General features: G+C 60.2%; 20 protein-coding genes. 10 read left to right on the top strand and 10 right to left on the bottom strand.

Annotated elements, in window-relative coordinates:
* Positions 1-130 precede the first annotated feature (130 nt).
* Positions 131-826: a helix-turn-helix transcriptional regulator gene (locus PHU01S_RS18680; RefSeq protein WP_048748629.1), complete on the top strand. Its 696-nt coding sequence runs from the start codon at positions 131-133 to the stop codon at positions 824-826.
* Positions 827-1,081: 255 nt separating this feature from the next.
* Here the strand turns inward: PHU01S_RS18680 and PHU01S_RS18675 are convergent, their stop codons facing one another.
* Both PHU01S_RS18675 and PHU01S_RS18670 read right to left on the bottom strand, forming a co-directional pair.
* On the bottom strand, positions 1,082-1,501 hold the full coding sequence (locus tag PHU01S_RS18675) for an ImmA/IrrE family metallo-endopeptidase (RefSeq protein ID WP_021879860.1): 420 nt from the start codon (positions 1,499-1,501) through the stop codon (positions 1,082-1,084).
* A 22-nt stretch (positions 1,502-1,523) separates the two neighbouring features.
* A complete protein-coding gene (locus PHU01S_RS18670) occupies positions 1,524-1,946 on the bottom strand; it encodes a helix-turn-helix domain-containing protein (protein ID WP_049868773.1) in 423 nt (140 codons plus the stop codon).
* Between the two features lie 271 nt (positions 1,947-2,217).
* On the opposite strand from PHU01S_RS18670, the gene PHU01S_RS18665 reads away from it, so the two are divergent.
* Both PHU01S_RS18665 and PHU01S_RS18660 read left to right on the top strand, forming a co-directional pair.
* Entirely contained in the window at positions 2,218-2,514 is a 297-nt protein-coding gene (locus PHU01S_RS18665) for a hypothetical protein (RefSeq protein ID WP_021879862.1), read from the top strand.
* Positions 2,511-2,927, top strand: coding sequence for a phage holin, LLH family (locus PHU01S_RS18660; protein WP_021879863.1), 417 nt, complete (start codon positions 2,511-2,513; stop codon positions 2,925-2,927). Before PHU01S_RS18665 ends, PHU01S_RS18660 begins: the two co-directional genes overlap by 4 nt.
* A 193-nt stretch (positions 2,928-3,120) precedes the next feature.
* On the opposite strand, the gene PHU01S_RS18655 is transcribed toward PHU01S_RS18660, so the two are convergent.
* Together PHU01S_RS18655 and PHU01S_RS18650 are read right to left on the bottom strand one after the other, a co-directional pair.
* On the bottom strand, positions 3,121-3,852 hold the full coding sequence (locus PHU01S_RS18655; RefSeq protein ID WP_127509130.1) for an MBL fold metallo-hydrolase: 732 nt from the start codon (positions 3,850-3,852) through the stop codon (positions 3,121-3,123).
* Between the two features lie 110 nt (positions 3,853-3,962).
* A complete protein-coding gene (locus PHU01S_RS18650; RefSeq protein WP_127509127.1) occupies positions 3,963-5,510 on the bottom strand; it encodes an MDR family MFS transporter in 1,548 nt (515 codons plus the stop codon).
* A gap of 480 nt (positions 5,511-5,990) precedes the next feature.
* On the opposite strand from PHU01S_RS18650, the gene PHU01S_RS18645 reads away from it, so the two are divergent.
* The 4 genes from PHU01S_RS18645 (at position 5,991) to PHU01S_RS18630 (ending at position 9,214) form a co-directional block, all read left to right on the top strand.
* A complete protein-coding gene (locus PHU01S_RS18645; protein WP_048748625.1) occupies positions 5,991-6,308 on the top strand; it encodes a transcriptional repressor in 318 nt (105 codons plus the stop codon).
* Positions 6,309-6,657: 349 nt separating this feature from the next.
* Positions 6,658-7,443, top strand: coding sequence for an AraC family transcriptional regulator (locus PHU01S_RS18640; protein WP_164763110.1), 786 nt, complete (start codon positions 6,658-6,660; stop codon positions 7,441-7,443).
* Between the two features lie 69 nt (positions 7,444-7,512).
* A complete protein-coding gene (locus PHU01S_RS18635) occupies positions 7,513-7,788 on the top strand; it encodes a GNAT family N-acetyltransferase (RefSeq protein ID WP_021879867.1) in 276 nt (91 codons plus the stop codon).
* Between the two features lie 295 nt (positions 7,789-8,083).
* The gene (locus PHU01S_RS18630) at positions 8,084-9,214 is read left to right on the top strand and encodes a tetratricopeptide repeat protein (protein WP_157060351.1); all 1,131 of its coding nucleotides are present in this window, start codon (positions 8,084-8,086) and stop codon (positions 9,212-9,214) included.
* A 147-nt stretch (positions 9,215-9,361) separates the two neighbouring features.
* On the opposite strand, the gene modB is transcribed toward PHU01S_RS18630, so the two are convergent.
* On the bottom strand, positions 9,362-10,039 hold the full coding sequence (modB, locus tag PHU01S_RS18625) for a molybdate ABC transporter permease subunit (protein ID WP_021879869.1): 678 nt from the start codon (positions 10,037-10,039) through the stop codon (positions 9,362-9,364).
* Positions 10,039-10,884: a molybdate ABC transporter substrate-binding protein gene (modA, locus tag PHU01S_RS18620; protein WP_049868777.1), complete on the bottom strand. Its 846-nt coding sequence runs from the start codon at positions 10,882-10,884 to the stop codon at positions 10,039-10,041. The genes modB and modA overlap by 1 nt, the downstream gene beginning before the upstream one ends.
* Before the next feature lie 150 nt (positions 10,885-11,034).
* Here modA and PHU01S_RS18615 point away from each other — a divergent pair, with 150 nt between their 5' ends.
* From PHU01S_RS18615 to PHU01S_RS18605, 3 genes are all read left to right on the top strand, one after another.
* The gene (locus PHU01S_RS18615; RefSeq protein WP_127509121.1) at positions 11,035-12,135 is read left to right on the top strand and encodes a helix-turn-helix transcriptional regulator; all 1,101 of its coding nucleotides are present in this window, start codon (positions 11,035-11,037) and stop codon (positions 12,133-12,135) included.
* Between the two features lie 162 nt (positions 12,136-12,297).
* The gene (locus tag PHU01S_RS18610) at positions 12,298-12,798 is read left to right on the top strand and encodes a DinB family protein (RefSeq protein ID WP_021879872.1); all 501 of its coding nucleotides are present in this window, start codon (positions 12,298-12,300) and stop codon (positions 12,796-12,798) included.
* 348 nt (positions 12,799-13,146) lie between these two features.
* Positions 13,147-14,484 (top strand): MFS transporter, encoded by a 1,338-nt coding sequence (locus tag PHU01S_RS18605; RefSeq protein ID WP_127509118.1) that lies wholly within the window; start codon positions 13,147-13,149, stop codon positions 14,482-14,484.
* Positions 14,485-14,596: 112 nt separating this feature from the next.
* Here the strand turns inward: PHU01S_RS18605 and PHU01S_RS18600 are convergent, their stop codons facing one another.
* The 4 genes from PHU01S_RS18600 to PHU01S_RS18585 all read right to left on the bottom strand — a co-directional run bounded on the left by PHU01S_RS18600 (position 14,597) and on the right by PHU01S_RS18585 (position 18,391).
* Positions 14,597-15,472: a hypothetical protein gene (locus tag PHU01S_RS18600; RefSeq protein WP_127509115.1), complete on the bottom strand. Its 876-nt coding sequence runs from the start codon at positions 15,470-15,472 to the stop codon at positions 14,597-14,599.
* A 303-nt stretch (positions 15,473-15,775) separates the two neighbouring features.
* Complete coding sequence (locus PHU01S_RS18595) at positions 15,776-16,387, bottom strand: DUF975 family protein (protein ID WP_048744658.1); 612 nt, start codon at positions 16,385-16,387, stop codon at positions 15,776-15,778.
* Between the two features lie 72 nt (positions 16,388-16,459).
* Entirely contained in the window at positions 16,460-17,350 is an 891-nt protein-coding gene (locus PHU01S_RS18590; protein ID WP_127509112.1) for a hypothetical protein, read from the bottom strand.
* Positions 17,351-17,434: 84 nt separating this feature from the next.
* Positions 17,435-18,391, bottom strand: a complete 957-nt coding sequence (locus PHU01S_RS18585) for a TRM11 family SAM-dependent methyltransferase (RefSeq protein WP_127509109.1) — start codon at positions 18,389-18,391, stop codon at positions 17,435-17,437.
* Positions 18,392-18,421 lie beyond the last annotated feature (30 nt).

The raw sequence follows: 18,421 nt of genomic DNA, 5'->3' as shown, positions 1-18,421 counted from the left end.
CTCCTTAACGTATGATGTCAGCTATGGAGCATCGTAACGGCTTTTCTTTGACTTTGTCAACGTATTTCTTTAGTATATAAGTACTACGCTGGACGCACGGCAAGAAGACCGGCAAATGGGGGAGATGCAGATGTCACCGTCCGACAACAAGCAGGAAGGCGCGAGCGCCACCCGCACCCGCAGAACGATCGTCAACCTGCTCAAGCAGCACGGGCCTCTGGACGCCGGCACGCTGGCAGGCATGCTTGGCGTCTCCGGCATGGCCGTGCGCCAGCATCTGTACGGATTGCAGAATGAGGCGTTGATCACGTTCGAGGAGGAGCCCCGCGCGATGGGGCGCCCGGCCAAGCTGTGGAGCCTGACGGCGGAAGCCAACCGGCTCTTCCCGGCGGGATACGCGGAGCTGACCATCGGACTTATGGATTCCGTCCGCGAAACATTCGGCGAGGAGGGGCTGGAGAAGCTGCTTTCCGTCCGCAACGGCAAGCAGATCGCTGTCTACACCTTGCCGCCCGGCGAGGACGGAACGGAGCCCGCGCTTGAGGAGAAGCTGCGGCGTCTGGCCGAAGCCCGCACGGCCGAGGGCTACATGGCCGAATACGAACGGCAGGCGGACGGAACGTATACGTTCACGGAGAAGCACTGTCCCATCTGCGACGCCGCCGCGGCCTGCGTCAGCCTGTGCCGCTATGAGACGGGCATGATCGGCAGCGTGCTCGGCGAAGGGGTCGAGGTCGAGCGCACAGAGCACATGCTCTCCGGCGGGCGCCGCTGCGTCTACCGGATTGCGGACACGGGAAGAGCGGGCGGAGCAGCCGCTCGTTAGGAATGAAACGATTGAACGAAACGCCTCTAGCGGGCGTGAAGGGCGTCCAAGAGGGACGGGCCTTTGCGCGGCGAGAGGCGTTTTTTTGTTCGCTTACTGACCCTCTGATGCGTAGCTTGAAAGGGAGGAGAGCAGGAGAGCAAGGGAGCAATAGAGCAAGGGAGCAAGGGAGCAAGAGAGCAGGGAAGCAAGAGAGCGGACATGTCCGCTTTGCCCAATGGGCCGTCTTGCTCCTCCTTGGCATTAAAGCCGCCGCTACCAGAAATGCTTGTCCATGCCTGGAGGAATGCCGCAGCGCCGCAAAAACGATTGGAGCTGCTCTCCCTCCTCCGGACGTTCCCCGCAGGTAAGCAGCTTGACGGCGAACTCGTTGGCTTCCCGCTCGTATCGGGACAGGACGAAGCGGGTGCGGAGCGTGATGAAGGAATGGCTGAAGCCCTTGTGAAGGAGCATATGGCCGAGTTCATGGGCGCAGACGAATACGGCCTCGGCTTCCTCCAGACGATCGGACAGCACGATGAACCGGCGTCTGAACGCATGCTGGCAAAAGCCTTTCATTCCGGATGGTAGCGGATGCCGCAGAACGGAGATCCCCATTTCTTCGGACAGCCGGAAAGGGCAGGTCACGCCGTATGTGCGGAACAGATTGCGCGTCCGCTGTCTGATGTTCATCATGCGCGGGGCCCCTTTCTCGAGCTTAGTCTGGACTGTCCGGGCCGGCGCCTCCTGGGCCGGATTTCCTCCGCGCCTCCTTGTTCAGCCGTTTGGCCTCCCAGGCGATCGATTCCATGAGCTCCAGCATCTTCTGCCGGTCCTCTGCCGAGAATTCATGGCCGTCAAAATAAAGGACCTCGGGCATCTGGATGAATTTCTTGATGTCGCGGCGGTCTCTCGCCGTCGCCCAGGAAGGCATCGGAGCCATGGCATCCTGCTCCAGCAGGAAGCCGGGGGTGACCTCGAAAAAGCCGGCCAGCTTGATCAGCATGTCCAGCCGGGGCTTCGCGAGTCCGTTCTCCCAGGCGTTGTAACGGGCCCGCTTGATGCCGAGGCGGGCGGCGATCTCATATTGGGTCCAGCCTTTCTCCTCGCGCAGCCGGAGCAGAACGCTTGCGAACGACATCGGAGGGAGCCTCCTTTCTGAAATTCCAAATCTTGACGGGAATGCGAATGGCTGTCTATAATTAAAACACGAACACATGTTCCTGTAAAGTCGCTATAAAAGGAAGAGGACGATCCTTTGCCGAATTGGATAAATTAATTATCTAAACAGCTTATCTTTATCGGGAAAGGAGGAGATGCCGCCTGACATTCGGAGAGAAAGAAGGGAAACGGGAGGAGGGAGAGTAGTTAATACAGAATTCCATCCAGCCTTTTGAGGGAGGCGGACTCACTTGGAAACGGGACAGCTGGAGTTGTTGGAGCAGACGGCCCGAGTCGCGGATAAATACGGCCTTTCCGTCGTTTTGCTGCTTATTCTGCTTGGGACGGTATTCCATTTGGTGAAGCTTATCGTAACGGGAGCTCTTGTGCCGAGGGAAAGGCTGGACCGCGCCGAGGAGGAGCGGGACAGGCTCCAGGCGATATTGGACAAGGAAAGGGAGGGGATGATGAGGCCCTTGCTTGCGCAAGGCGGCAATGAAAGGACGGAGGGCGTCCTGGAATCTTCCATCAGCAAAGGAGAACGATGATGAAATTGTCAGATGCATGGCAGCACTGGGCCGGCTTCATGGCCGATCTGGCAGCCGTCTTGCTGTCGCTGACGGCGGCTGCGCTGATTCCCATCCTCAGCGTCAGGGCGCTCCGATACTTGACCGCCAGACGCAACGATCAACAGCGGGAAACGCTGCATCGCATCGCATCCGAGGCGGCGGCTCTGGCCGAAGCGGCGTTTGCGGACGGCAACGGTCCGCGCAAGCTGTCGCTTGCGATCGGCTACGCCCAGGAACAATGCGCGGGAACCGGCATAACGGCTTCAGCGGATACGATTCGCGCCGCTATCGAGAAGGCGGTCATGGATTACAACGCCATGGTGAAGCCATGGTCGGGACTTCCGGCACCGGGAACGATAGCCAAGCCCAAGGGGGAAAGCTACAGCCAGTAATAAGAAGCGGCGGCTCATGGTTTTGCAGCGGCAGCATGCCGGAATAAGCAAGCCGGCATCGATGCATGCCAGAAGCATAACGGAAGATGCCAACTCGGAGGAAGCAGAACCCGAAGAAGCATCTCCGAAAAGCCCGCAGAAGCAAAAGGGGCGGCCGCAGCGCATGAAGCGCTGCAGCCACCCCTTTTGGCATTCAGTCGCGCAGCCCTTCCGCCGCTATTTCCGCGATTCGTGCAGAAATTCCTTCTTTCTCATACAAGCCGCCGTGATAACAAAGGACGCGCTGGACGGGCAGCTCCGCGAGCTTGAGCAAGGAGCGGAGCGCCTGTGGCATATCCGGCGTGACGGGCTCGCTCGGTCCGACCAGCTCCCCGTTTACGACTCGCAGGGCGTCGGCGGCGATGAGCAGCCCCTCCTTTTCCATGAAGAGGGAAATATGTCCCGGCGTATGGCCCGGCGTGTGGATAATCTGAATCCCTCCCTGCAAAGGGAGCCTCTCGCCGTCGACGACGAGGCGGTTGACATGGCCGCGAGGCGGGTTCGCGAGCAGAGCTTCGAGCTGCTCAGGCGGCATCGCCTTGGACAACCGCTCGCGGCTGAGCTTGATAAGAGGAAGCTCGCCCTCGATATAAGGCCGCTCATCGGCATGCGCGTACACCTCCAGATGCGGAGTGCACACCTGAAGATTATGCAGCGAGCCGATGTGGTCGATGTCCTGATGGGTGACGATGATCCGCTTGACGTCGGATACGCTCAGCCCCTCGGCTTCGATGGCGCGGACCAGCAGGTCGTATTGCCCCATCATGCCGGTATCGATCAATGTCGCGCCGTCCTCGTCCTGGAGCAGAACGGGGTGAATGGCGCTCTCGGGCTGGCCTTCCCGCATGGGAATGACCAGCGCCGAGATGCGGTCGGTCAGTTTCATTTCGACTCTCCTCTCGAGGGCTGCGATCCTTCGGATCCTCTCCCTGCTTATTGTTTAGAACTAAACCATTTCGTTATAACAGCTAGTTTAGCGTTTGGGACACCCCAAAATCAAGCGGCCTGCTCCTCGCCGGACGGCTCTGGAGAAGAGGACAGCGTCTCCCGCTTCAGCAGCCAGCTCGCGGCGAAGGCGATTGCGGCGATGATGCCGGCCAGCGTAAAGATGAAGGCGAAGGCGTTGCAGTAAACGGACTCGACGGCATGGACGAGAGTCTGGGACAGGCCGTCAGGCATGGCGCCCGATGCGACGGCTGTCTCGGAGCCTGCGGGCAGCCGGTCCGCGATGCCTGCGATGCCCGATTCGATCCTTCCGGACAGCAGGCTGCCGAAGAGGCTGAAGCCGATCGTTACGCCGAACGACTGGAACAGCTGCACCGTTGCGATGGCGCTGCCCGCGTCCCGCTTGTCGACGGATTCCTGGACGATCAGGTTGTCGGAGCCGAACAGCACGCCGAAGCCGGCTCCCAGCAGCAGGAACGCGGCCAGAATAAAGACGATGGAGGTGCCCGCATGGATCGTCGAGAGCATCGCGAACGCCGCGATCGGCAGCGCCAGAGAGGCCACGATCAAATCCTTGTAGGGAAGACGGGTGATGACCCAGCCGACGGCGATGCTGGTTCCGATGCCGCCGGCCATGACTGGGAGCGTCATATAGCCGGATACGGTAGGCGACAAGCCGATGACATGCTGGGCGTAGAACGGAAAGGAAGCCAGGGAGCCTTGAATGCCGAGCATCGTCAGGAAAATCAAAGCCCCCAGCGCGACGATCGTACGGTTGCGGAACAGATGCAGCGGAATGACCGGCTCCTTGGCGCGCGATTCCACCCAGACAAAGGCGGCGAGCAGGACGGCGCCTGCGGCGAGCAGGCCGACGATCAGCGGCGAATGCCACGTGTATGAGCCCATGTTGACGAGCTCGGGAGTCAGCAGGAGCGAGACGATGGCGCCCAGGATAAGCGCGGCTCCCGCCCAGTCGATGGCCGGCTTGCCTTCGCCCCTGGATTCCCGCAGTCCTTTGCCGATCAGAATCGCCGCGACGACGCCGACCGGTATATTGATAAAGAATACCCAATGCCAGCTGATGGCATCCACAATGACGCCGCCGAGCAGCGGACCCGCCAGCTGCGGGATGAACATGATCGGCCCGACGAGGGCCATTAATTTGGCACGCTTCTCTACGGGATACATATCCGTCATGATCAGCATGGCGATCGGCATGAGGCCGCCGGCGCCGATGCCCTGGATGCCCCTGCCGACCAGCAGCATCAGCATGGAGCCGGATGCTCCGCTGACGATCGAGCCGATGATGAACAGAGCCATGCAGGCGAGATAAATCTTCTTGCGGCCGAACAGATCGGCCATCTTGCCGAGAATCGGCATGAAGGCGGTCAGCGCGAGCGCGTAGATGCCGGCGACCCAGCCGTACAGGGACATGCCGTGCAGGTCCCGGATGATGGTAGGCATGGCGGTCGTGACAATTGTTTCGTCGAGCTCGGAGAAGATCAGCCCGATCAGTATTCCCGCGAGCACGATGCGGCTGCTTGTCGCCGCTCCGGCAGCGGGACGGGCGGCGGAGGCCGCGGATGGCTGCAGGGACATAGAAATCAACCTCGCTTCAATATTGGAATGAGGCTACTTTACCGAAGGATTATGGACTGAATGTGAACGATACGGGGGGACTTGGGAAAACGGCTGCTGCCCACCTGATGCTTGCGAGCCGTTCGCATCGGCATACGAGTCGTGGCGAGCGTTGCCAAAGGCAAAAAAGAGCAGCTCAGGCAAGCATCGACGGCGCTCAATTGACTCAGGCCGAATGGGAACTTCTTGGCCGAGTTCCGAAAATGAACCGGGATTAAATGACGTATAGCTACGATTAACTTCCGGATTACCTGAAACGGAAATTGCCGGAGGAAGTGCACGGATCAAGGCGGGAATTTCCGGTGGCTGAACGCTCCCGCGACCAGGATGACGGCTGGCCCGCTGCCATAGTTGTTTGCGGCAAGAGGTTGAAAATCATTCTCACTTATATTATAATAATTACAAATTAGTATTGATTATATTTAAGGAGTTGACCTGAGGATGAAACGTCTGCCTGTCTCTGTGCTTGAAGATCCAGCCGTCAGGCCGCCTGGATTTCAAGAAGCGCTGCGTCTGCTGGAGAGGAAGGGAATCGCACTGACGGCCGCCAGGTACGATCTCTTGCAATGCATATATAGCTCGGATGCCAGTGTCTCGGTGGAGGAGCTCGTGGATATTCTGTCCGGCAGCCACCGCATGCTGGGAGCGACGATGGTCTACAGCTATCTGCGCGTCTTCAAGCGGCTCGGTCTCGTGCGCGAGCTCGACGCCCGCTTCAGCGCCCGCCGCTACGAAGCCGTCCGGACTTTGGCCGTCTAACCTCCCGGAGTCTGAAGCCGGAGGAAATGGCTTCCTGCCCAAGAAGAATAAGGGCGGCTCGCGCGGGTGAAGCGCTCCCAACTGTGACAGCTGCGTGAAGCTTTTCGCAACCTGCAATCTTTCCCCGGCTGCGGATCGTATAGGAAAACAAGGCGCATTTCTCTTGCAGGAAGACGCTGGAAAAGATCCCCGTGCCGGGGCTTTTCTCCAATTGACATTGAGAATCATTATCAATTATGATGGGAACAATCGGCATCGTCTTCCCGGGCCGTCGCCCGGCGGAGATGAGCGCTGGACTGCCCGGCGACTACGGAATGGCAGGAAAGGACGGTGGAGGCTCATGAGCGGAGTGGAGAGACATAGACTGGATGCGCCGGTGCCTCATACACTGGACGATTTGTGGTTCAAGCTGCGGGATGCCGCTCCATGCGGCATCGAAGTGGATAACGGCCGGCTGAAGCCGGAGTGGGAGGGAGACTTCCGGCTGATCGCCCTGACGGCGGGAGCCGGCAGGCTTGTAGCGGGGGAACGGAGCATTCCGCTGCGCGCGGGATCGGTGTACATCAGCTTTCCGGGCGAGCCGCTCCGGGCAACGGCGGATTCGGCGCATCGGATGGAGATGTTCATCTTCCGGTTCTCGGTCATGAAGGATTCCGCGGCAGACAGAGGAGCAACGGAGGCCGTGCAGGACCCCTTTCCCCGTGTAGAGGAGGTGGCGGCGTATCCCGCCGTCGCGCTGACCTCCCTGTGCAAGTCCATCTGCGCCTGCTGGGGCAGTCTGGACATGCTGGAGAGATTCCGCGGGCAATCGGTGTTCGTTGACCTGCTGCATCGTCTCTTCAAGGAAGCCCAGTCGGGAACGGACCAAGAGCTGGATGCGGCGCTGGAAGTCGTCCGCACCTATATCGAGCAGCATTACGAGCAGGAGCTGACCGTGAAGAAGCTGGCCGAAATGTCGAGAATCAGCCCGCGGCATCTGATGCGCTTGTTCAAGGAGAACTACGGCGTCAGCATCAGCGATTATATCAAGGCGTTGAAAAATCCCGGGAAGCAGGCTTCCCCGGCCATGCCGCGCAGCGCGATCAAAGAAAAATTCCGCCGATCGGGTCCGGCGAATTACCGCGCGGATGCTTAGTCCGGCCGATTCCGGGTAAAAATGAACGGGCAAGGCATTCTACGGTAATCCGGGAAGGGGGCGGCGTTCATGCCGCAGGATCAGCCGGTCAAGGAAGGCAACGGCTATGTCATTCGTCATGAAGGCTCGATTGCTGGAGAAATTACGTATATTCCGTCAGACGGAATATGGATCGTCAACCATACATTCGTGGATCCGGAATTCCGCGGGCAGCAGCTGGCTGGAAGTCTCCTTCAGGCTGTCGTCGACGACGCCAGGAAAGCCGGCGTCAAGATCGAGCCCGCATGCTCCTATGCAGCTGCGCAGTTCAAGCGCCGCAAGGACTACGCCGACGTCCGCGCCTAAGAGCCGGCGGCTGCTGGCGGCGAACTTGTTCGCTGAGGTGTGCGGCTGGGAGACTGGGAGCTGTCTATCGTTCTGAACCAGCCTCTGCCTTCATGGCCGGGGCTGTTGGGCTTGCCGTGCAACCAAAAGCATGCAAAAGGCGTCAAATAGCAGAGTCCTAGTTGATTCTACCAGTATCCGCATCTCGGTCCGGCTATGGTATAATACTAGGGAATCTGCCCTTATCCCTATGGGGCAGCCCCTTACCCCGTTCAGCGAGGCTGCTTACGGGAAGCAGAGAGGAAGGAACCTTTACATGGAAAATCAAACTTCCCCGCAAACACAAGCAGGGACATTAGAGCCTGGAATCGCCAATCTGTTGGCTGCAATTTCCGGCGAACTGGATCGTGAAGTAGAGAACGGCCTTCCGGGAGAAGAGGCGGAAGCGCTGCTCGGCATGCTTGGCGAAGCGCGGCAGGCGCTGGAAGCCGGCGAGCATGCGGCGGCGGAAGGGTTCCTGTCCTCCATGAAGGAACGCAAACCGGAGATGGCTCCTCTTCAGGGAGCCCTTGTATACACGATTATCGCGCAGCAGCAATGGGACCGCGTCAAGGAGCAGGAAGAAGTGCTGCTCCAGATGGCTGCGAATCCGGAGCAGGCAGGCGACTTCCAGGGCATGGTGGCGAGCCAGCTGAGCGCACTCGGCCATGACGGCCGCGCTGCCGAGAAGCTGGAAGCTCTGATCGCGAAGCTTCCCGGACGCGAGGCCGACTTCGTTCCGCTGCTCTCGGCCGTCTACGTGAGATTGGGACGCCCGGAAGAATCGTGGAGCATCATCGAGCAGGCGTTGCCGGAAGAAGGCCAGGAATCGGTTGTCCATCTTCCGCTGGTCGTATCGGCCGTCAACCGTGTCATCGACCTCAAGAAATGGGATGTGTGGGCCAAGATCCAGCTTCGCGTCCGCCGTTACCTCAAGTCGCTGACCGACGAGAACGAGCAGCTCCGCGCCCGCGTCGTGCTTCTCTTGGAGTGCCAGGCTTACATGCAGGCGGGACGCTTCCGCGAAGCGGAAATCTACGCCGAGCTGGCCTACGGCATGGACAGCCATAACGAAGAGGTTCGCGAGCTGCGCAAGCAGATGCAGGAGATGCACGGACTGAGCAAAGAGCTGGAAAAAATGCGCAAGGATGCAGGCATCCATCCCGGCATCGCCATCCGCAATATGGAGTGGTATTATGCCGAATTCAACGAGGAGGCGGCCGTCAGCCTTCGCGCGAGCCTTCCGGAAGAAGTGCTGTCCCGCATCGATGCCGAGCCCGAGAAGCTGATGCACGGCATCCTGCAGCTTCGCTTCCGCTATCCGGCCTTCTACCGCCGCTACCAGGAAGAATGGCAGGAAGTATACAAGCAAAAGCAAGCCGAGCTGGCTCAATTGGCCGGCAAATAACGAACGGCAGCAATAATAGCAGTCATAAACGTTATGGAAGCAAGGAAAAAAAGGCCGGGCACCGTCATCAAATGACGTTGCCCGGCCTTTTTGTGTTTGGATAAGTCTATCGTCTTGCTTTCCGTATTTTGCGTCCAGACGGCTTGCCTAACGCTTGACCGGCTTGCTGCCGGTGAAGAGCAGCAGCAGGAAGGAAATCAGGATGATGGCGGCGGTCCATGCCCAGGCCATCGCAGTGCGGCCGGCGTCAACCGCTACGTAGATCGCCGTCGGCACGGTCTGCGTAACGCCGGGAATGTTGCCTGCGATCATGAGCGTGGCGCCGAACTCGCCGAGGCTGCGTGCGAATCCAAGCAGGAGAGCGCTGAGCAGGGACCGGGCAGCCAGCGGAAGCGCGACATGGATAAGCACCTGAGCCTCGCTTGCGCCGGCGGACCGGGCAGCCTGCTCCAGCTCCGGCTCGATGCCGGCGAAGCCGGCCTTCATCGTCTGGTACACCAGCGGGAAGGAGACCACGACGGCCGCGACGACCGCTGCCCATGGCGTAAAGACGAGCGGAGCGGAGAATACCGCTTCGATCGCCTTGCCTAGGAAGCTGCGGCGGCCGAGCGCAACGAGGAGCACGAAACCGACGACTGTCGGGGGAAGCACGAGGGGGAGCAGGAACGCGGTTTCAAGCAGCAGCTTCCCCCTGAACCCGGATCTGCTCATGAGCCTTGCGGCAGCCGTGCCGGCAGCGAGCGCGACAACGCTCGCCAGCAGAGCTACTTTCAGGGAGAGGATGACCGGTGGCCAGAACAGCTGCCAGTCTATCGACGCCGGCATTATTTCGGATCCGTGAAGCCGTAGTTCTTGAACACGGCCATAGCTTCTTCGGATTGCAGATACGAGTAGAACTGCTCCGCCTCGGGCCGGTGCGGGGTGGCCTTGACGATGGCGGCGGGATAACGGATGGACGGGTAGGATGCGGGATCCACTTCGTAGGCGACGGCTGCTTTGACGGAAGACAGCGCATCGGTCCGGTAGACGAAGCCTGCATCCGCGTTGCCGGTTTCCACCGCCTGCAGGACGGCTTTTACATCCTTGGCCTGAACAAGCTTGTCCTTCAAGGCGTCCCACTGGCCGGCCTTGGCCAGTGCTTCCTGGGCGTATTGTCCGGCCGGGACGCTCTCCGGAATGCCGATGGCGATCTTGCTGAATGCCTGACCGGCAAGCGCATCGAGGGAGGAGATGCTTGGGTTCGCGTCTTTGGGCACGATGACGACAAGCGAATTGCCGAGAAGATCGCGGGAATCCTCTCCGGCGACGAGACCTTGATCGACGAGAGCCTTCATGTTTTTGGACGAGGCGGACAGGAACAGATCTGCGGGAGCTCCTTGTTCGATTTGCTTCTGCAGGGTGCCGGAAGCGCCGAAGTTGAATTGGAGGGAAATGCTTGGATGGGCGGCTTCAAAAGCGGTCTTGATCTCTTCCAGTGCTCCGGTCAGGCTGGCCGCCGCGGACACCGTCAGCTCGATGGTCGGGGCGGAGGAGGCCGGCGGAGATGCGGAGGCGCCGCCGCTGCCGTCCGGCTGGGTATTGGCTTGCTTGCTGCCGCAAGCGGAGGCAACCAGCAGCATGAGGCCGGCTAGAAGAATCAGGAAAGTTTTTATCCTTTTTGATTTCAGCATTCTCTCTCACTCCAAGTATGGTTTTGTATGGTCTAGTTATAATTAGAATGATTATATATAGATGCAGCGAAGCTGTAAATCCCTAAACCGGCATCATCCGCTATAATAAACGGCATAGAGCGATAGCGGGACAAAAGAGGAGATCAAACCATGAATCAGGAACCATCCTATACGGTCGAGGAAGTGGCCCAGCTGCTTCGCATCTCGAAGCTTACTGTCTACGACCTTGTCAAGAAAGGCCGGCTTCCCGCTTACCGGGTAGGGAAGCAGATGCGTGTGGACGCTTCCGATCTGGAGGCCTACAAGGCGAAATCCAAGAGCCAGACGGCTGTCTCGGCACTTAAGGATGCGGCAGAGAGCGGCATGGAAGCAATGAATGACGGGGCGGGAGCGGACGGTACGGGGAGAGGGGGCTCGCGGGACCGCCGGCCCGAGCCGGCCGCTAGGTTCGGGGGGCTTCCCGCAGGGATAAGCGGCGATGGAATTCTCTATGGGCAAGACCTGGCTTCTGCTCATGCGGGAAGAATTTCGCATGCGGGAACTCCGCAGCATCAGCTCGTCATTACCGGACAGGACATCAGTCTCGATCTGCTGGCTTCCTTCATGGAGAAGGCGACCGGATCCAGGCCTCTGCGCTCCCATGCCGGCAGTCTGGACAGTCTGATCCAAATGTACAGGGGAGAAGCGGATATCGTGAGCACGCATCTATGGGATGGGGATACGGGTGAGTACAATCTCCCGTATATCACCCGCATTCTTGCCGGGTTCCCGCTGCTTGTGGTGAACCTGCTCGTTCGCCGAGCGGGCCTGTACGTACAGCCGGGCAATCCGCTGGGCGTTTCCGGATGGGCCGACCTGGCCAGGCCGGGAATCCGTTTCGTCAGCAGGGAGCGTGGTTCGGGAGCCCGAGTGCTCGTCGATGAGCAGCTGCGCCTGCTCGGCATTCCTCCGCATAGCCTTAAGCAGGATGGAAGAGTACAGAACAGCCATCTTGGAGTGGCGGCCAAGGTGGCCTCCGGCGATGCGGACGCGGGAGTCGGGATGGAGAAGGCGGCGTCGATGGTCGGGAACGTGGAGTTCATCCCGCTGATCCGCGAGCGCTATGATCTGGTTGTGGTCAAAAAGCCGGAAAACGCTCCGTGGATCGGCAAGCTGATGGATATTCTTCAATCGGAAGCTTTCCGAAGGGAACTGGGCGCCATTACGGGCTGCGACAGCTCCGAGACGGGCAAGGTGTGGCTGGATTCCTGAACCGGAGCTCGGTCCGGCAGCCTTTGACGGTCCACACATCGCTATCGGCACATCACTGAAAAGCAGCAGAACTGCCGGCTCCCATGCGGGAAGAGCTTTTTGAGGAGAAGCTTCCCGATAGCTTCGGGATAAAGACGGTCTTGAAAGGAGCGCCATAAGTCCATGACTTATTCGGATCTGATCAAGTCTTACATCCATGATTTGCAGAAATACACGGCGGAGCAGCTCCGGTTCAAATTCTCGGAAGAGGTCTGGTCGCTCGGCCAGATGTACGATCATATGATCGCTGCGGCCCTTGATTATTTGGATCAAGTGGAGAAATGCGCTTCCGGAGGCGAGAAGGAGCAGGCAGTGAAGACGGAGGCGGGCGAGCGGCTGTTTGCGCTCGGTAGCTTCCCGCCGGTGAAAATCAAGCTGCCTGACGGGCCGGCCAACTCGCCTTGCAACTCGGACAGCAAGGAGGAGCTGGCACGCAGGCTGGAGCATGTACTGGAACGGATGCAGGAATGGGAGAAAAAGCTGAATCGGATCCATCCGGACAGCAAAGTCAGACATGGCGGATTCGGCTGGCTGAACGCCCGGGAGTGGTTCGAGCTGTCCGGCATGCACTTCCGTCATCATCGGGCCCAGCAGAGGGAGCTGGAACAAAGGCTTGGGCTGTAGGCCGAGCATAATGCAGAAAGAAACGGAGCAGATACGGAGCAGAAAGATACGGATAAAGTAAATCTATCGAGGCAGCTGCAAAGCGGCCGTTCAGGGATCGCTATCCCGGACGGCCGCTTTTTTCTTATGGACTGGTGCGCTAGACCGTTATGCTTATCGGGTCCAACGGATCATGATCGTCGGCAAGCGTAATGCGAGTTCGAATACGTGGACGCAGAGGCTTTCGCCGGAAATCGTTGACATTACATGGAGGGTACAGATATGATGACTTTATAAAGTTATTTATTTCAAAAGTAGAGGATTTTTTAAATCGATCATCCTCCATCAACGAGAAAGAGAGGCAGGAAGATGACCCATCCCAAACTATTCCGGCTGCTGTGGGCCGGACAAAGCCTCTCCAATCTTGCTGATGCGCTGTATCTGCTGTCGGTCATTACAATGGTCTACAAGCTGACCGGCTCGGCGCTGTTCTCCGCATTCGTGGCGCTCTGCCGGGTTGCCGGCCAGCTCACTTGCGGAATCATGGCACCGCTCATCATGGACCGGTTCCGGCTTACGTCGCTGATCAAGCTGTCCCAGCTGATGCAGGTCGCCTTGTTCGCCGTACTCGCTCTGGTGGCGGCGAATATGAGCGTCAGCGGAATTCCGATTGCTCTCCTCCTCATTGCCCTGCTGTCGTTCACGGATGGCATTACGACGCCTGTCCGCAATTCGCTCATTCCCATGTATGCAGGCAAAAACGAGCTGATGAAAGCCAACGGGCTGATGTCCACAACCGACCAGACCGTCATGCTGCTCGGATGGGCAGTGGGCGGCATCCTTGTCACCTGGCTGGGAGGAGGCACTGTCATGGGCTTGACCCTTGCCATGTATGCCGGGGCGCTTGTGCTGACCTTGCAGCTCAAGGAGCCGGCCGCTTCTTCAACGGCTTCGCTTGGCCAAAAGAAACCTGACCCGGCAGGGGAAGCCGGCTTGGAGGCGGCTGCCGGCCTGCCGGAGCTCGGCGACAGCGGAGTCCGGAGCGGCGGCCAAAAGATCGGTGCCTGGGCGTCGGTCAAGGAAGGCTGGCAAAACATTTGGCGCAACAAGACCCTGCGGCTGCTCATTGTGATGGATACCATCGAAGGCACGGTCGGGGCGGCCTGGATCGGCGCGCTCATGCTCGTCTATGCGACCGAGCAGCTGGGCAGGGGGACCGAATGGTATGGAATCATCAACGGAGGTTATTTTGCCGGCTGCATCATCGGCGGCCTGCTCATCGTTGCCTTCACCAAACGCCTGATGCGGCGGCCGGCTCTGTCCATCATGGCCGGAGCGGGTCTGATGGGCCTGATGACGCTTGGCTATGCCGCCACGGAAACGCCATGGGTCGCGCTGCTGCTGGTCATCCTCATGGGGCCGCCTCAGCAGCTCCGCGAGGTGACGCGCAGAACCGTCTTCCAGAGCGCCTGCCCTCCCGAGCAGCTCCCCAAAGTGATGAGCGCCGAAAATACGCTGGTATACTCCCTGCTCGGCCTGTCGGTCGTTCTTCTGTCCTGGATGGCGGACCGATGGGGCATCTCGGCTGTCTATGCCATGACGGGTTCCTTCTACCTGCTGACGGCCTGCCTGGCCGGACTCAACCGAAGCAGGCTCCAGGGGCAGGCTGTTGTTCGGGACGAGGCTTCCGACACCGGGCAAACATAGGGAATCTACCCGTAAAACCTTAAGGCCATCGAGCAAGAATTGCGGGGCATTTCCGGTACGGCTCTGATCTTCATAAGGGCAGGAACACACGCATTCCAGTGCTCCTCGGCGATCAGGCCTGAACCTGGATGCCTTGGGCCGCAAGCTGTTTCTTCACGTCGGCAGCGACGGATGCGCCTCTAAGCTCCAGATCGACGATAGCCTGCTTGTGGGCGAGCAGCTGCTTGGCATAACCGTTCATCATCGCCAGCGAGTTCTCCACGGCCGCGGCATCGTTCTTGCGTGCGGCGGCTCCAAAATCCTTGAGAGCGGCCGCTGCGGCGGATTCGGGAACTTTGGCAGCGGATTGGCGGGATCGGATCGAGAGAGAGAACTCGTCCATTCCTCCCAATGCCTTGCGTGCTGCGTTCATCTTGCGGGTTCGCTCTGCACGGAGAGCTTTCAGCCGATCCTCCTGGATCCGGATCTGCTGCCGGGCCAGCTGAACGGCGGCCTTCATCGTATCTGCCTGCATGCGGACGAGCTTGGCCAATTCCTTGCTGCCGTACTTGGAAGCTGCGCTAGCTTGATGGTTCATGGCCGTATAAGCCGCGTACAAAGGCTCGTAGGCGGACCTCGCCTTCTGCACGGCGGCCTCCTGCTTGGCGATGAGATCGGTGTCAATCGAAGGAATCGACTTGCGGATGGCGGCAGCGTCCCGGCTGTTGCGAAGATGGAGCTCGGCGGCACGAAGGCTTCGGTCCTCCAACTGGGCGGTGAGCGAGACGTAAGCGCCATAATGGGCGTTCAATCTGGCTGCCGCAGGAGCTGCTGCGGCGGCGGCCGTCCGCTCGAAGGCGCTCTTGGCTGAAGGGCTGACGGCGAGAGAAGCGGCAGCGGCCGGGGACGGGGCCGCAAGCAGCATGAGTGCAACAACGAGGGCAGCCGCTACCGAGCCTGCGCGCCGCCAGTCCGAAGCGCGTAAAGACGGAAAAATGGTCGTCGACAATCCAATCTCCTCCTAATTCCGCACGCATAATAGAACGCGAAAAAGCACCGCAGCAAGCAGCTCTCTAGGAGAGCCGCAGGCTGCGGTGCTTCCGCATGTTCCTACACATGTCGTACGATCGTATGTTCTAAATTTAAGGCTGAGAACCGGAAATGTCAAGACAAATTTCATGAAATTGTGCGCATGCTTCTTCAATGTTCTTGCGGGCAGGTGGGACGAGGATTGTCAGGTTTGCTTGCCGTTCACGCCGGTTCAATCCTCATGCCGGGGATGGCGGCTCAAGACGACGATGGCAAGGACAGATCAAAAAGTGGCGGGTACAAGAGGCTCCTCGATCAGATGCCTGTAAAAAACCGCAGCGGACGCCGAGACGTAAGGCATCAGCCACAGCAGGCCGAGCCCGAACGGAATCACGGCCAGGATGGCCCAGCCGAGGAAGCTGAGCTGGAGCACGAAAAGCCGCCATTTATGGCCGGTCATCAGCTGCTTGCTGCGGTCCAGAGCCTCGAGCACTCCCGTCTCCGGATTGTCGGCCAGAATATAATAGGCCTGGGAGTAGCGGTATGCCGCGATAATACCGGGTATGACCAGAAGCAGCGTCCACAGAAACACGAACAACGCCATCAGGAGATAGAGCCCGAGCGCTTTGCCGTAGTAGCGGAAGCCGTCAAAGATCATTCCGACGGCGATTTCCCGCCTGCGCGCGAGCGCAAGGTAAAAGAGGGCCGAGCCGAGCGCGAGCGGACCGGCGACAAGCAGCTCGAGCAGCCCTCCGAACCTGCCGAACTCCTGCAGGATGAAGCTGACCACCACCGGAATGGCGCTGACCGCGATCGCCCGGGCCCATCTGCCGGACAGGGCGGAGCGGGCCTCCGCGCGAATCTCCGCCCGGGACGGCTGAATGTGGGAAGACATGGAATTCCCCCTTCGTGTAAGGTGAATGTCTTCCCCAGCTTATTCAACGCCGCCCGAGCTTAGAAGGCCATCTCACAGCCTGCCGTATGCCCGCAGCGTAAGCAGGCGCTGGAGTGTGACGATGCCGCGCCACTCCATCTCCGCCGCCGGACTCAAGGCAGGGAAGGACATCGGCCAGCCGCCGTCCTCCTCCTGCTCTCTCTCCATCGCATCCAGATGCTCCTCCACGGCAACATCCTCGATGAATTTCCTCGCGTAAGCGTTCGGCTCCGGCGCCCAGTCCAGCACTTTGTGGACGTAGCCTTCCGCATGGAAGTCCAAGCCGATGACGCCCGGCTTCCGCAGCCAGGCATCCAGCCGGCGCAGCAGCGGCTCGGCGCGTTCCCGGTCGGGAGCCGCGTTCAGGAAGGCGATCCAGTGGACGGCTTCGTGGTAGCCTTGCGGCTCGCGATCCGGATCCCTCTCCAGCATCCTCCACGCCGACCGTTCGGCTGCCTGGAACCAGTCTTGTCCGGCAAGCTCTGTCCAGCCGCTGCGGTAGAGGATCCCGAGCAGCGTGCCGGTCGGGTTGATAGAGGGGACAGAGGTGTCCAGCCCTTCCCACCAGGGGGAGAGCGGCCAGCCGGCCGCGTCGCCGCGAATGATCGGCCAGCCTCCCTGGGGCAGTGAAGCGGCCTTCAGCCATCGGACGATGCCGTCCTCCAGCTGCTTGTCCCTCAGACCGGTCGCGGCGATTACATCCAAGGCGACCTCCAGCGGCACGGGCTGGCTATGCGGGCAGCGAATGTCAGGCTCAAGCGCATGGCCGAAGCCTCCATCCGGGTTTTGATAGGCTTTCAGCGCCTGCAGGACGGCTTCGGCGGAGCCTTCCTCCCAGTGGAAGCGGAAGCGGAGGCGGTCGATCAGACGGGCGTTCAGGAGCAGAAAGGAACGGGCTTTTTCGAGCGCAAAATGAGACGGCATACAGGAGTCCTCCTCGCAAATGGAGTTCGGCCCCAGTATACCGCCTTCATCCTGACAGTATGGATGTCATGAATTTCTCGGCGATCAATCGCAAAGATGCAGAAAACGGACGAAGCTGCCTTTGGTCAGGCGGCATGTCTCGCGGATGGAGAAGCCGGCTTCCCGGATGAGCGGCTCGATCGGCTCGGTCGTCAGGATGACGGCACGTCCCGCCAGCCGGCGCAGGGAGGCAAGCATCTCCAGCTGCTCCTCCGGCGGCGACACGGAGCAGAGATTATAGGGCATGTCGAGCAGGGCGGCGTCGTAACGCCCTTCCAGGCTGCGCATGTCCGCAATCCGCACCAGCTCTTCGGGATAGCCGAAATGCCGCAGATTCTCGCGTGCCCCGACCGCTGCGAGCGGATTGAGGTCAGCGCCCCGGATGTCGATGTCCATCGAGAGAGCTTCCAGCAGCACGGTGCCGATGCCGCAGCAGGGGTCGAGCGCGCGTATGCCGGGGATTTCCGGCACCGCGATGTTGACGGCGGCCCGCGCCGCCCTGGCGGGCAGCGCCGTGGAATACTGCCGCGGCTTGGCGTTCTGCCGCAGCCAGACCGGCTCGGCGGAAGCCATCTCGCCGCACAGCCAGCGGCCGTCCAGCAGCGCGGCGCCGAACACGGTCTCCGGCCGGCGCAGGTCAGGCTCTCCATGAATGGCCATGCCGAGCTGCCTCTCAAGAGCAAGTCGGCCTTCATTGTCTGGCTGGCCCGGCGCTCCCGTCTTGGCGTAGCGCACGCGGAAAGTGCGCTCGCCGGCGGACAGGCCGGCCGCCCGCTCCAGCAGCTCCTCCGGCGAAGCGGCGTCGATCTCGATCCTGAGGCGCTGCTTCAGGAAGGGGCTGCGGCTGGGATCGAGCCGGCGGCTGTGGATGAAGGCATCGTGATCCGGCGGCAGAGTCAGTCCCGGGAAGAGACAGCGAAGCTCCAGGGAGCAGAGCTCGGCCTCGGATTCGTGGCAGGCATAAGTATAGAGATAACGAAGGTTCTCGCTGTTAATAGGCATAGAGGATCGGTTCCTTTTCGTCGTTCAGGC

The sequence above is a fragment of the Paenibacillus humicus NBRC 102415 genome (genome assembly GCF_004000905.1).
GTDB lineage: Bacteria > Bacillota > Bacilli > Paenibacillales > Paenibacillaceae > Paenibacillus_O > Paenibacillus_O humicus.
This window is presented reverse-complemented; position numbering and strand designations above follow the sequence as displayed.